Origin of the sequence: Arthrobacter glacialis (assembly GCF_002909445.1) — a bacterium.
GTDB lineage: Bacteria > Actinomycetota > Actinomycetes > Actinomycetales > Micrococcaceae > Specibacter > Specibacter glacialis.
Genome location: NZ_PPXC01000002.1, coordinates 204,156 through 218,257 on the forward strand (window position 1 = coordinate 204,156; position 14,102 = coordinate 218,257).

Genomic DNA, 14,102 nt, shown 5'->3' on the forward strand with positions numbered 1-14,102 from the left:
GGCACTGACGCGCCGGCGGGATTCTGTCACCGGCTTGAGGTTCGGCTTTCCTTCTCTACCAGTGCCATTCCCAGCCGTAGGAACCCTCAAAACCACCCACCACAAAAGCCGCGGAACCGGCCCCTGCTGGAACATCCAAAATGATCATGCCGGATTGGCTCTTGTCCGGGTCAATAGGGGACTCCAAGAGCTCCGACGACTTCACACATCCTGTGCTGTTGCCAATGGGGTCCAGGAGCTTTTTTCCTGCGGAGTCCCAGCCCCGAAATTCATTGCTGGTTATGGCCAGGCTGGGCCATCCTGATTCGGCAAAGTTTGAGCTGGTGGTGACATCTATGGTCAATGCCACGAATTGGCCGTTGATGCTGGGGAACGCCGAGGGCTCGGTGCACTTAAAATTCGTCTGGATTTTAGTTGCCGTCAGCGTCGCATACTTCTCACCCGTTGCCGCCCCGAAAATACCTGCTTGGCCCACCTGCTGTGACTCGTTTCCGCGGGTGTTCAGGTCTATTGAAGACAGTGGCGAGTCACTAGTTGGGGCCGGTGCCGGGGCCGGATCCGGCGTTCCTGCCGAGGCGCTTGCTGAGGGGCTCGGATCAGCCGTGGTCGCCGGTGGGGCGGCGGGCGTCGTGGCAGACGGCGACGTGCTGCTTGAGCCTGTAGTGGAGGGCCGCGCTGAGCCTTGCCCGCCATTCGGCGTACATCCAGTGGCAAGGATTAGCGCTGTGGACGCCCCAATAACAAGCAGTAGTTTATTCATGGAATTCTCCGATGAGGTTTACTCGTGGCAACTCGTTGATCCATCTGCCTTGATACTAGCCGAAGGGAAGCGCCTTAGGTAGGGGTCCGCGGAGGGGCTGATTTGACCCGGTTCACAAGCCCCCACGAAGCTTGTCCCTGCAGGTTGGGGAGGAGAAAAAGAGGCCATTGTTGGCGAACTTTCTAAACGCCGCATTTACCTCTGAGTTGGCGTTGATGGCGGTGTCATCAATGGCCCAATCACGCCCGCCATCATGGAGTCCGGAGCGGTTCCAATAGACCAATGCGCGCAGTTTAGGAAACTTGGCCAAATCCTTGGCGGCCGATGCGTAAAAGTCCTCCACATAGGGCGCCGTCAAGGCAGAGTTCTCAACTCCCCATTCGGCGATCATCTGGGGAGTGTCCGGATATTTCATGGCTGCCCATGCATAAAAGCCAGGCCAGGAACCACTGGGCTGATTGACCAACTGGGCCATGCCGGGCGTTGCCGCGGGGTCAAACATATACGTATCCTGGGCAATCCAGTCCACAACATCTCCACCGGGATGCAAGTCCTCGAACCAGGGCATGCTTGCCCATTTTGCCGTGCCTGAGTAGTTCAAGACTATGACGGCCTGATGGTGCGGATTGGATCGGATCACCCGGACAACATGGGAGAAGAAGTCACGAAAATCAGCCGCCGTTTGTCCTGAGCCCGGGGCCGGGTCCACAAAACGTTCAAACTCCGCGTTGAGAGACAAAAAATATGGTTGCGAATACGCTTCGCCCAGGTGCTGGGCCAAGCGGTACAGATAGGCATCCGCCGCGCCATCAGCCACCTCGCGCCACGTCAAACCGTCTGGACGCCAGTTGTGGAAGGGTATGAGCGGCTCCCCGGGCCTCGTGGCCATGTCAAATTCGGCGGGGCTTGGAAAGAGCTTGTCCTGCCCGAGTTCGTAGTAGTGGACAATCTCCATCTTGCGCCCTGCATCTGCCTCGAACTCCCGCAAGGCCTCAGCAGGAGTCTGCTCGGGGTTCAAAGGCGCAGCCGCCACACCAAAGAGCACATTGCATTCATTGGTCACGCCGGTGCTCGGCAGGCTGAGCGCCAACCCAGCCACCAAGACAACTACGGCCACAAAGGCGGTTTGTGGTTTCTTCATTGCTCCTCCCGGCTAACGCCACCCCCGGTCTACCCACCCTAGGAGAATCTTGGAAACAATGTAAGGGTCCGGCGGCCATTGCCGCTACCAAAGAAATGACAAGGGCGCCGCAACACAATGTGTTGCGGCGCCCTTGTCGTATGGTGCAGGAACGTTTACTTGAAGTAGCTGTTCCGGGCCTGATTCAGCAAGTCACTGGAGATGTAGCTCTTGAAAGCTGCCAGTGAGGAGGGTTTCGAGGTGATGTTCGTGATGCCAACAGGCAGTTTGGTGCCTGAGGGCTCGTAACCCGTTGAGTCCCAGTAGACCAGTGCCTTGAGTTTGGGGAACTGGGTCAACTGATCGGCCGCGGTGTTGAAGAAATCGCGCTTGTAATCCGGGTAGGTGACATCTTCATCAACACCCCATTCGCCAAGCATTTGGGGCTTGCTGGGGTGGTTCGTGGCAGCCCAGTTGTAGAAACCGGGCCACGCCGTGGGATTGCTGGTGCGGTTCACCATTCCGGCGAAGTCGGTCAACCAGACCGGCGGCTTGCCGAACGCGTAGGGATCCTGTGCAATCCAGTCCACTACGTCATCGCCGGGGTACAGGTCGTTGAACCAGGACATGGTGCCCCACTTCTCGATACCCGTGTAGTTCATGACAGTGATGGCGTTGGTGCCGCCGTTGGCACGCAGGACCTGCGTGGTGTGCCTGAAGAAGTCACGGAAGTCGGTGGCTGTCTGGCCGGAACCAGCGGTCTGGTTTACTTCGTCTTCCATCTCAGCGTTCAATGAAAGGAAGAACTTCTTGGACGCGTTGGCCTTCATGTAGGCACCCAGTGACTTCAAGTAGGAATCAGCAGCGCCATCGGCAACCTGACGCCAGGTCAGCCCGGACGGCTTCCAGTTGTAGAACAAGATGCGATTCTTGTCGGTCTCGTCCTGGCGGTTCAGCTCCCCGGCATTGGGGAACATGGCACTCTGGCCACGCTTGTAGTAGTGCGTGATGTCCATGGTGCGGCCGGCGTCTTTTTCAAAACGAGTCTGGGCTGCTTCCCACGATTCGCCACCTTCAGGGTTTCCAGCGGCGCCAAACCAGGTGCCACAGCTCGGCACAAGCTTCACGGACACGGTGCAATCGGTGCCCGGCGTGGTAGGCGGAACTTCCGGCGTCGTGGGGGGAACCTCTGGCGTTGTTGAGGTACCAGTGACCTCCAAGGTGGGGCGCTGGCCATCTGAGGCCTCACGGGAAGCGATGCGGCTGATGCCAGCGCCTTCACGTGCCAAGCCGATTGAGAGAGTGCCATCGGTGCTGCTCAAACCTGTCAGTGACAGGGTCAGCGCTTGGGCGCCGGAGGTGACCGTGGTGGTGCCCACCGTTTTGATGCCCACAGGGGCGTTGGCGAAGCTGACTGCTGCCTCGGTCCAGTTGTTTGATTCCAGCTGCGTGGCCTTGAGCGTTCCGGCCGTGCCACCAGTCATGGTCAGTTTCAAGTTCAAGGTGTCAGTGGCCTTGATGGTGCCCAGGTTGGTGAACTTGAGGTAGCCGTACTTGAGATCGCTGTTGTCTGTGCCAATGGCGATCTTTGTGGTGGATCCATAGTTCTTGGACGGCAGCGTGTTCACTGTGTAGGAATCTGCTGACGCAGTTGCTGCACCGGCGGCCTGTGCAGGCAGCACCGAGGAGATAACTCCGATTCCGCCCAAGAGGGCGGTGGTTGCGACCGTGGCCACAAGCTTTTTTGTAGCCGAGAACTTTCGGCTGGAACTCACATGGCGTGAGCTGAGTGAAAGACTTGACGAAGATTGGTTCGTCATACGTTGAACTCCAATTCGGCTGCTAGATTGGCCCCAGCCACCAAGCTAACCGCAATAATAGTTACATAACCGTTACAAGAGCCTAGTCGAAAGTCATGGATCACGTAAATTGGACGTGAGGCGCCCGTTGCTGTATGGCTGGCTATGTTTTCGGTGAAATCATGCGCCTTTTCACGCCAAGAAGCCCAGCGTAAAAGAGGCATGAGATGCCCAGAATCGACGCCTGAAAAGGGATCTGGGCGGGCAAAAGGATCCGCCCCAGAACTGGCAGCAGAAGAAAAATCACAGTGGTGGCGAAGATCATGAACACCGCAGCACGGGAGACCGGTGTAACGTGCACTGATTTCCGGACTTGGAAGAAGCACATGATGTTTCGCAGACAGATGGCGCCCGCCCAAGCCGTGGCAGCTCCAAAAATTCCCCAGTGGGGCACCAACAGCAAGCAGCCCACCACATCAAACGCCAAGGCAGTGGTGGTGTTGACCAATGACTGGGTGCTCCGCCCTGCCATGTTCAAGAGGGTGTCCACGGGGCCCATGGCCGTCGAGAAGAGCATGGCGAGCGCCAGAATGCGCAGCGCCGAAGATCCTTCCTCATAGTCAGGGCCGAAGAGCGTGCCCAGCACAACATCGGCGAACACAAACGCGGTCAAATGGATGGGCCAGGTCAGTGCCACGGACCAGAGCGTCAACTTTTGGGCAACCCTGCGCGTTCCAGCAATATTCGCATTGGCCAGCAAGCGGGCCAATTGCGGCTCGCTGACTTGCTGGATGGCCGTGTTTGCCAGCTGACCCAAAACCAGGAATCGGGTAACCGCAGTGTAGATCGCCGCCTCAGCCGGCCCGGCAAGGATGGTGACTAGGGCAATGTCCGCGCGTTGCAAGGCCACCAGGGCCATGCGGGAGAGCCCTCGGGGAATGGTGAACCGCCAAAACTCGCCTCGAGCTGCGCGATCCGTGGAACGTGCTCCCTTCCCGAGAATCCCGGGCCGTTTGCGGGCAATGTGTGCAACGGCGGCTGCGGCACAAACCAGGGACACCACATACGGCCCCGTCCACGCGACAGCCAGCCACAATAAATCTGCATGGGTCAACGCGGCAGCAAGAACGGCACCGAGCTGGACGAGCGGGCGCACCAGGCGTTCAATGTAGATGGTGGGGCCCATATGGGCGAAACCGCGCGTAATGGCCAGCATCAGCTCGTAGCCGGCAGCAACTGGCAAGGCCACGGCGAAGACCAACACCATGCCCATGGTCTGCTCCGAAGCCGGCCCACCACGGAGCAGCTCGGCGAGTGGCCTGGAGAATACGACGGCGGCCACCACGAGCGAGGCGGCCGCACAGAGCGAAACGGTGACGCCGTTTCTGACCAGGTGTCGGTTAACCGAGGTCTGGTTCCGGGCCGTGTTCCACGCTAGAAAGCGCACCAACCCTTGATCAACTCCCAATTGGGAAACTGCCACGGCAATCAAAAAGATGGACGACACAGCGAAAAAGAGTCCCGCCGTTTCCGGATCCCAGCGCCGGGAAATCAGGACAATAAGGGCGAATCCGACGATGGCCGAGAGGCCTGACCCCAAAAGGTTGGCACCGCCGGAGCGCGCGATCCGTTTCAGGGATCTTCCGGCATCCTGCTGGTGTTGATCTTGGTGCGGCGGCAGCTGGGTTGGCGAAATTTGTTGCCGGTCGGCGGAATCACTCACAACACTCTAGCCGCGGCGCTCGTGTACCACTTCAAGGGACGCGCTCCCTGCAGCGTCATCCGCGGACTGCGGCGTGTCCGTGGGTCCCTCAGCGGCGTCCGTAGCTGCCGCCGCTGGGCGGCGCCGCAGGCGTATTGCCTTCCGGCTAGGCCGCTTGTAGAGGATGGCTCCGGCAAGCTCAACGTGGATCTGGAGTAGGGTCCCCTTGGCCCGGGCCAGGTCCGCAACCGAAGCGGTGCCGCCGTCTACAACCAACAGAACTTCACGGGCATGGCGTGCCATGGCAATCCCGGCACCAGAGTCAAGTGAAGGGCCTGCAACGATGACCAGTGCCTTCTCGCTGAGGGCTTTAAACACTGTGGTCAACCGTGGGCCTTGGACCAGCGTGGCCAAGAGCTCGGCTTGGGTGCCGACAGGCAGGGTGGAATGGTTGCCATCGGTTTTCAGCAGGTCCCAACAGTCCGCCAGGGGTGCGTCTCCAGCAAGAATATCCGTGAGCCCCAGAACCTTGGCCCCCGTACCTGTTTCGCCGCCGTCGCTTTCAGCGGTGCCCACAACCACTGTGGTGGTGCCGATTTCATCGAAGGCTGCTGCCAGCCCTGACGCAATGGAGAATGTGTCCGTCCCCGCTGGCGTACCGGCAAGAAACAAGACATTCTTTTTACTGGGCTCGGAGGCGGCAATCACGTTTGCCACTTGCCGCAAGCCCTCCATGTCCACAACGGGTGCGTCCTTTGAGCTCCAGCGTCTAATGCTCCCCCTAAAGGGCTCGACGCCGGCTGAGACTATGTCTTCGGGCTCACGGATCTTTTGGTCGAGGTTCTCCCGGGCCAAGACAACCATCACGGCAAAGGCTGCCGCCACCAAAACGATGGCCAGGGCAATGAGTAGCGGGTTGACGCCATCCTTCGTCACGGGCAGGCTGGCCGGGCTGATGATGTCCCCTGGCGTGATCGAGGTGGCGTTGGCTCCGGTCTGATCCACATTGACCGTGGCCAAATGTGTTGCATAGAGGGTGACCTGCTGCTGGAGGTCCAGTATTTGGGCCTGATCAACATTGAGAATTTTGGCGGCGTTTAGACGGTTGGAGGCCTCGGCCAGGAGCTGCTCGATTGAGGTCTGTTGCTGCTTGCGCAATTCTGTCTGTGCGGCCACAACTCTCGCAGCGCGATCCCTGCGATAGGCGAGGTAGGCCTCGGCAAGAGCCTGCGCGCCGGCCTGCGCTAGTCTGGCGTTCGGCTGGGTGTAGGTGATTTGCACCACTGTGGAGTTGGATGGCACCTCGGTGAGGATGTCACTGCGCATTTCAGGTCCCAGCGCGGTGCCGGTTGAGGCACCAATCGCTACGGCTGCTTCGATGACAGCATCCGTGTACACCAGGCCGGCCTCAGTGGTGAGGGCGGCCAACTGTTCGGTGCGGGACGCTGGTGTGGTCGGTGAAAAGGGGTTTCCAGACAGCGGATCCAGGAAAACTATGCTCGTGGAAGAATAGGCCGGTTTGCCCTGCGCAAGGAACCCGATGGCGACAAGAACGCCGATGGTCAAAACGGCTACAGCGGAAATCCAGTGATGCTGTATTGCCCTCACGAAGAAGCTTTGACGCGGTGCTAGCTCATTCAACATTGTTCACCTTGGATTGAATAACCGTGGCTTGAAACGCAGTAGTGCTGTATTGCCCATCATTGCATAGGGGGTCTGCAAATGCGTAGCATTATTGGGCAAATTGTCGGAAAATCCTTCACCTCACCAACAGTTCCCCAAATTGTCCAGTTGAGCGGATCGCAGCGTCTTGACATGTAATGGAAGACTGTCGTTATGAGTTTGAGCCACAAGCCCACAACGTGGTGGAGGTAGCTACATGAACCATTCGTCAACGTCACCGGCCTCTGGCACTGGCGGTGCAAGAAATCGGCCAAACATCTTGATGCTCGGAGGGTTTGGCCGGAGCGGTTCAACCCTCTTGGAACGGTGCCTGGCCGAATCCCGGGGCGTTGTTGGCTTAGGTGAGGTGCTGCATCTGTGGGAGAGGGGACTGCGCGATGACGAACTTTGCGGTTGTTCCCTGCCCTTTTCGCAGTGCCCGTTTTGGCTCGACGTTGGCGATCGTGCCTACGGCGGATGGGATCACGTCGACGTTGAGCAGGCCGTTGGCGATCGCACCACAGTGGTTCGGAACAAGTACCTGCTCGAATTGATCACTGGTCTGACTCCGGCGAACCGCAGGGTTCGCCGTGATCGGTTGCTGGGCCGGGTCAATGCCCTCTACGACGCGGTCGTGGAAACCTCGGCTGCCCGCCTGATAGTTGATTCAAGCAAGCACCCGGCCTATGCCTATTTATTGCGACGCGCAGCCATCAATCTTAAATGCGTTTTGGTGGTGCGGGACCCACGCGGAGTGGCCTATTCCTGGTCCAAGGTGGTCACCCGTCCCGAAACGGGATCTGCGGGAGAAATAATGCCACGCTATTCCACTGTTTCTGCGGTGGCAAACTGGACACTTTATGGTGTGTTGTTTCATGCCCTCAGCCTTTTCAATGTGGATGTTAAGACTGTTCACTACGAAGATTTCATGGCCTCCCCGCGCCAGGTGGTGGATGATATTTTGCGGTTCGCCGGGCTGGAACCGGGGGCCGGGGACACCGAGCACATCCAAAAAAGTGAGGTGCACTTGTCAGCCCACCACACTGTTGCGGGGAATCCGATGAGGATGCGCACTGGAACGCTCCAGATCAAGGCGGACTCGGCATGGATGGTCTCCATGCCGCCGAGGGATCGGCGTGTTGCCGGAATTCTTAGCTTTCCGCTCCGCCTGGCCTACGGGCTACGCCGCAACTAGCGGTGTGTCTCAGTTTTGTGTGATGGGTTGCGAGGGTCAGTGCCGCTGCACTCGAGTAGTCCATGGGATGACATTCCTGCCAGGTTCCGCGCGTTGCTTTAGGGGATCCTCGAATCACTGGGAAGACCAATAAAACGAATTAACGGCGCAGGACACTCAACAGCAGACGGCCCGCTAGATGCCGCGCCCCCTGCGGTTGAGTGTCCTCACCACAAAGCTGGGTTTCACCAGATGCAGGGCCACGGCCATGGCAATGTACCCTCGAGGTTCCTTGGCGCTTAGGCGGATGGACCGGAATGCTGTCTTCATGGCGTTTCGGCGCTGGTTGCCCAGGGCAGCCAGCGCAAAAGCCCGCTGGCCTTCCATCCAGGCAGTACCGTTGCGGTTCGCCGCAAGGCTGGGATGTTTGACCATGAGGTACTCCAGGCCGTCCGCCATGGCCTGCCACTTTTGGGAAAAGTATGAGCCCTGGGGATGCCACAAGACGTCAGTGGTGACCTGGGGGAGAATCACCACCACCCCCGCCGCGCACGCACGCATCAAGTAGTCGTAGTCCTCCCCATACCCGTAGGGCAGGGCCTCATCCACCAGCCCCACCTTGGTGAGCAAAGGCTCGCGGGCAAACAGGTACGTGGACGGGTGGGCGCCTGTGAGCCGGCTACCGGACAGTGCTTGGGCTGTAACCACGTGGGCGTCGGGGATGCGGACATGTGCCCTGTCCCCGAAATGGACCTCAATGCCGCCAACGCAGCCTATTGCCTGGTGGGCGGCAAGCATGGCCAGCTGCCCTTCCAGTTTGCCGGCCCGCCAAGTGTCATCGTCATCGCAGAAGGCGACGATCGGGGCAGTCGCTGCCAGCAGGCCCGTGTTCCGGGCTCCCGGGAGTCCCGGGGTGCGTGAGTTTCCGCAAACTCTCAATTCCCTCGACGGCGTGGAAAACTCCAGTTCGGAGAGCTGCGGACTGGCATCGAACACCACGGTGATGCGTATGTGGCCCGAATATGTCTGATCCACAATGGACTGGATGGTTTTCTTGAGAAGTTCCAGGCGGTCATGGGTTGCAACAATTACGTCCACCCGGTCAGGGGTGGCCACTGGTGAATTTGGCACGGAGGTCCTTTCGGCGGTTGCTGCGAGGAACAAGGTGTGCAGCGGCGTGGGTGCGGTGGAATCTGCTCGCATAGGCCGCCAGGCAGCCCAGAAGCATTCCGACGGCGGCAGAGGAGGCAAGACTGATGACGAACCCGGGGCGGGTGCTTGAGGTGGGCAGCGTGCCGGCGTGAACAATGTAGCCGGCGGCCGGTTCGATCACGCTGAGGGAGATCAGCTCGGCTTGCAAGTCGGACTGCAACTGGGTCAAGGCCCTGTTTGACCCATCAAAGGACACTTCCTGTAGCTGTCCCGAGGCGGTGGAAACGTCCAAGGACGCCGTAACAGCATTGAGCTGGGCCCTAATGGCCTGGATCCGAGCTTCCTGGGCGATGTTCATCGATTTCTGCCGGGCGTCCATGAAATTACGGGCAAGCACCGAGACCGCAGACAGTGCTTGCTGGGGAGTTTGGGCTGAAACGTTCAGTTGAAGAATGCGGGAGTTGATCAGCGGGGAGATGGACAAGTCCTCCAGCAAGCCGCTTGAACGGCCCGGGTAGTTGAGGTCGCGCGCCGTTTGGCCCAGGACCTGGTCAGAGAGCAGCACCTGCACGGCCGAATCGATGGAAACGTCCTGCGGGTCTTTTCCCGCAGTCGACAAATTGGTGGTTGCCACCACCACAATGTCTGTCCTGGCCTTGAATTTTGCCGGCACAATAAACTGCGCCGCCGTGCCCCCCACTAGGCACACCAGAAAGACGGAGCCAATGATGCGCCAATGCGCGCGGACAAACTGCACGTAGTCACTGAAATACAGGTTCTTGGACTTCTGCCTCGGAGGGGCGCTGCCGCGGTGCAGATGCTCCAGCGGTGGGGACGGGGCGGTCATCGACGCCAACTCGGAACATGGCCCAGCAGCTTGGTGAGCTGCACGTCGTCGTCCTGGAATTGCTCACGAAGCCTGTCCTTCAGACTGGCCGGCATGGCGTCGCTGGGCCTGGCGTTGGCGCGGATGACGTCGGCGGGCCGCCAGGGCGAGATGCCAAGATAGTCCGTCAAGGCCGGCCAGTGGGGCAACCCCGGCACAAGGAAGTCGTCGGCGTCAATGACCATGACCCGTTCACGTCCCATGATGGAAAAGGCCCTCTCCAGTTGCACGGCATACCTGCCTCGGGCCACATAGGCATGGTGCTGGTGTGAAAATGACTGGTAATCGGGGTCCGTGACAATACGTTCTTCTTCGTGGCGCAGCCTGCCACCTTCGGCCTTGAGCGCGTCCTCGAACGTCAAGTCCTCGAATCCGCGCATTGTTTCCTGCTTGTAGGCGGAGAAGGCTCGCTCAACAGGATCCCGCAAAAGCACCAGCAGCTTGACCTCGGGGAGTTGGGCGGCGATGCGTGAAATTGCCAGTGGGTGGAAGAGGTAGTACGGGCTTCCCTCGCCGGTGATGCGTGGTGGGCGGCGATAGGCAGTGTTGAGGGGAAAATGCCCCAGATAATAGTTTGGCCCGCGGCGGAAGCGCTCTGCCGTATCAAAGTAGTGGATGCCTTTATTAAGGGCTGGCGGTTGAACTTGCGGGTGTTGGGCCAGCATGCGAAAAATACTGGTAGTGGCGCATCGTTGGGCGCCGGCAATGATGAACGTGGGTTTCATGCGCATGGGGGCGCTGAGCTGGCCCACGGCGGTCACCACCGAACGTGCCCCGCCGCGGGCAGTCTGGCGAATTGTTTGGGTGATGGTTTCCATGGTCGGTCTCATTTCTTCTGGCGTCCCAGCAAGGAATTCCGTTGTAATTGGTCCTCTATGAGGTCATGGTGCCAATCTGCCAAGGCACGCACAGGAGCACCCTCAGGGGAGAGGCCGTCCACCGTGAATCGTGTGGCTATGGTCAGTAGGTAGCCGATCAGAATTGCCCGGATCTGCTGTGGATGCGGATGGACCAACAACGCCGACTTCGCCAAATTCTTGGCGACCGCGTCGGTGCTGACGCCCTCCAGGGTGCTGCGGGCAGCGGTGTGGTCACCGCGAAGGCGAAGTTTCTGGTGGGCTGTGTAGTGAACCACATCGATTCCGGCCGGCACCGGATCCGAATACCGCTCCCAATCCCAAATCATGGGCACCGACGCTGTGTGCGCCAGGTTCCAGGGGCCGAAGTCGCCGTGCCATGCACCAAAGGGAATCTCCACATCACCAAAAACCTGAAGATAGTGGTCAAGGAGAGCCGGGAGCCGATTCCCCGGCACAGTGTGAAGGGGAGCAAGCTGCTGCTCCAGCATGGCCAGCCACGGACTTCCTGCTATGGGTGAGTGGTCCACCGGGGCGCTTTGCATGATTGCTGCGGCAGCCTCATGGGGGATGCTTCCTTGGCGGCGCTTGTCGGGTCGCAACGCGCTCATCAGCAGCACGCTGTTGCCCCGCCATGATCCCGCGTGAAGGGTGCGGGGGAGCGTAAATGCTTCCCTCGTTGCCCCCGCCAACTGGTCTAAAACCACGGATTCCCTGTTGACGAGCTGATTGGTCAGCGCATTCAAGCCAATCTTTGCGAATCCCACTTCGGCGCCGGAGGGTGAATGTACATTCAGGATCGGTTTGCGATTGGCTCGCGCCGATCCCACTGTCAAGGACAGGAGCACTGGATGCCCCAGCACCCCGGCCAAGTAGTCGGCAATTGAGTCCGGAGCGTCTGCACTTTTATGCAGCGTCAACCCATAAGGCATGGTGAAGGGCCCCAATCCTGCGGCCAGAATTGCTGACAGGAGTTGTCTGGGTGCCGCAGTGCGGAACGTGTCACCGGCGCTTGGCCGGACCAAGGCGTCTGCGGCTGCCGAGCGGTGGCCGGCAGACACCAGCATTCGTGGATGCCGGCGCCCCGGGACAAGTCGGAAAGACTGCGCGCCCGAAGTTACCCTGGCGACTGCCACTTCTGTCTGTGGAAACAGGCATTCGAGGGTTTGCACTAGGTCCTCAAGCATGGGGGTTGACCGCTGTCTGGTCATGGGACTGCCTCGGCCGTTGCAAGCTGGGCTGCCACGAGCTGTGTTTTCTTCTCCTGCTCATAGCGCCAGACCAGCCCAAGGGTGATCATCAGGATCATCAGGGGTGAACCGATGAGGTCATAGACGGGGAGCACGCAAAAGAAGAAGACCACTGGATACAGCAACGGTGTGGCCCACGAATCGCTCCGTGTAATGACGGGGACGGTGCGCCGGAGCATGAAGGCACAAAAGAGACCCGCGCCCAGAAATCCTGTGCAAAAGATCAGGAACCAAAAAGACCCCTGGGTGCCCAGTTGCGGTGGCGAACACTGGTGGCAGTCCGCGGTGGCGCCTGATGCAATGGAAAAAAAGTTTCCCTGACGGCTTCGCGTTGCACCAAAGCCAATAAGCGGCGAGTACTGGAGGACAGTTTCCATCGTGATGCCGGCAAGGTTGGAGCGTCCTTCGTTGCTGTGGGGGTTCTCCAAACGAGTTTGGATGGTCTCCCACAGCGGAGTAACTAACAGCCCAATGTACAAGACGATGGCCGTGGCGCCCGCACCTACAACGGCAAACCACCTGCCAGTAATGGCCATGCGCACCACGATGACCAGTGCCATGACTCCCAATCCTGCCCAGAGCCCCCTGTTGAGGGAAAAAATCACCGGCGGGATTGCTGCGAGAAGAACAAGGACAAAGGCAATTCTGTGCCCCGCATGGCGGGTGTATCTATAGGTCATTAAGTAGAAGGGAAGCAGCAGGCCAAAATTTGCGCCCCACGAATTCGCATACTCAAAGGGAGCCTTGGGCCGGGGATCGGGGTATCCCAAGATGTCTTGAATCTGCGCCAAACCAGGGTGGATGAGCGAGTTGAGGAACACGTTGGACCGCAGGGATCGCGGCAGAATCATCTCTAGGAAAGATGGGAATTCGTACTGCCACAGAAATTGGCCTGCATACCCGCCAATGACTGTCAGGATGAACAGCCACCCCATGAGGAATATGAGCCATTTGCGGGGGAACTGCTTTTCAGAAGTGTTGCCGATGAAGAGCAGCACAACGGTCACGGCGCCAAACCACAGAGCCCGGTAGGCCCACGGAAGAATGCGGGCAATACCGGATTCGGCCACCAGCCCGGGGACAGGCGTCCACAGCACCAGGAAACCGATGAGAATCACGGCCAGAAACAGGAGCCAGAAACCGAACCCGCTCGGGACAAGGATCTTGCGTTGGCGCAACAAATAGTAGCCCAGGGGAATGGACATGATCAGGAACCCCAATACGCCAAGTCCCAGTGCCCACCAGAGAGGGAATCCTGCGATGAACACGATGAGAGGCAAAGAAGGGGTGTGGAAAGCGTGGACCAAAACGTCTCTCAGCCGGCCCCTGCGCCCACGCCCGTGGGGCCCGGGGGGCACGGTTGCCGACGCCTGCCCAGGCCGATTCATCGACGGTGTTCCCAAGATGCGCCCCAACACTTCCAGTAGAAAAGCGGTCCACAATTGCTGCTCTGATCGACAGCTTAGTAGCGATGGAATCATTCGGGGAGGGGTGAACCATGAAACGGCCATAGACAAGTAGCCCAGGCGCAGGAACAAGTAGCCTGCCCAGGCTGGCTACACCGGGAATGGGGCCAACTGATCAAGCCAACAGTCCACACCAAGGTAAGAGCAGATACGTCAGGAATAGCGAAATATGCCGGTGCCCAGTAGTAAGGGATCGGGACACAAGTAATTTTGTCCTAACTCCTAGTATTGGAAGGCTCAAAGGAGTGTTCCCACCGGCGTTGATTGAACGTAA

Annotated in this window: 11 protein-coding genes; 1 reads left to right on the forward strand and 10 read right to left on the reverse strand. The window is 59.2% G+C overall.

Going from position 1 to position 14,102, the window contains the following annotated elements:
• Nucleotides 1-55 precede the first annotated feature (55 nt).
• From CVS27_RS20470 to CVS27_RS03220, 5 genes are all read right to left on the reverse strand, one after another.
• Nucleotides 56-760 (reverse strand): hypothetical protein, encoded by a 705-nt coding sequence (locus tag CVS27_RS20470; protein ID WP_133162862.1) that lies wholly within the window; start codon nucleotides 758-760, stop codon nucleotides 56-58.
• Between the two features lie 112 nt (nucleotides 761-872).
• Nucleotides 873-1,901, reverse strand: a complete 1,029-nt coding sequence (locus tag CVS27_RS03205; RefSeq protein ID WP_103464294.1) for a hypothetical protein — start codon at nucleotides 1,899-1,901, stop codon at nucleotides 873-875.
• A 155-nt stretch (nucleotides 1,902-2,056) separates the two neighbouring features.
• Nucleotides 2,057-3,616: a CBM96 family carbohydrate-binding protein gene (locus tag CVS27_RS03210; protein WP_165788242.1), complete on the reverse strand. Its 1,560-nt coding sequence runs from the start codon at nucleotides 3,614-3,616 to the stop codon at nucleotides 2,057-2,059.
• 226 nt (nucleotides 3,617-3,842) lie between these two features.
• A complete protein-coding gene (locus CVS27_RS03215; protein WP_103464296.1) occupies nucleotides 3,843-5,402 on the reverse strand; it encodes a lipopolysaccharide biosynthesis protein in 1,560 nt (519 codons plus the stop codon).
• Between the two features lie 6 nt (nucleotides 5,403-5,408).
• Nucleotides 5,409-6,989: a hypothetical protein gene (locus CVS27_RS03220; RefSeq protein WP_103464297.1), complete on the reverse strand. Its 1,581-nt coding sequence runs from the start codon at nucleotides 6,987-6,989 to the stop codon at nucleotides 5,409-5,411.
• 271 nt (nucleotides 6,990-7,260) lie between these two features.
• On the opposite strand from CVS27_RS03220, the gene CVS27_RS03225 reads away from it, so the two are divergent.
• The gene (locus tag CVS27_RS03225) at nucleotides 7,261-8,238 is read left to right on the forward strand and encodes a sulfotransferase (RefSeq protein WP_103464298.1); all 978 of its coding nucleotides are present in this window, start codon (nucleotides 7,261-7,263) and stop codon (nucleotides 8,236-8,238) included.
• Between the two features lie 174 nt (nucleotides 8,239-8,412).
• On the opposite strand, the gene CVS27_RS03230 is transcribed toward CVS27_RS03225, so the two are convergent.
• The 5 genes from CVS27_RS03230 to CVS27_RS03250 form a co-directional block, all read right to left on the reverse strand.
• Nucleotides 8,413-9,348 carry a glycosyltransferase family 2 protein gene (locus tag CVS27_RS03230; protein ID WP_165788041.1) on the reverse strand — a complete coding sequence of 312 codons (936 nt, stop codon included), beginning with the start codon at nucleotides 9,346-9,348 and terminating at the stop codon, nucleotides 8,413-8,415.
• Nucleotides 9,320-10,216, reverse strand: a complete 897-nt coding sequence (locus tag CVS27_RS03235) for a Wzz/FepE/Etk N-terminal domain-containing protein (RefSeq protein WP_103464300.1) — start codon at nucleotides 10,214-10,216, stop codon at nucleotides 9,320-9,322. The genes CVS27_RS03230 and CVS27_RS03235 overlap by 29 nt, the downstream gene beginning before the upstream one ends.
• On the reverse strand, nucleotides 10,213-11,073 hold the full coding sequence (locus CVS27_RS03240; protein WP_133162863.1) for a sulfotransferase family protein: 861 nt from the start codon (nucleotides 11,071-11,073) through the stop codon (nucleotides 10,213-10,215). The genes CVS27_RS03235 and CVS27_RS03240 overlap by 4 nt, the downstream gene beginning before the upstream one ends.
• 8 nt (nucleotides 11,074-11,081) lie before the next feature.
• Nucleotides 11,082-12,179 (reverse strand): hypothetical protein, encoded by a 1,098-nt coding sequence (locus tag CVS27_RS03245; protein WP_103464301.1) that lies wholly within the window; start codon nucleotides 12,177-12,179, stop codon nucleotides 11,082-11,084.
• Nucleotides 12,180-12,319: 140 nt separating this feature from the next.
• Complete coding sequence (locus tag CVS27_RS03250) at nucleotides 12,320-13,642, reverse strand: hypothetical protein (RefSeq protein ID WP_133162864.1); 1,323 nt, start codon at nucleotides 13,640-13,642, stop codon at nucleotides 12,320-12,322.
• Between the last annotated feature and the right edge of the window lie 460 nt (nucleotides 13,643-14,102).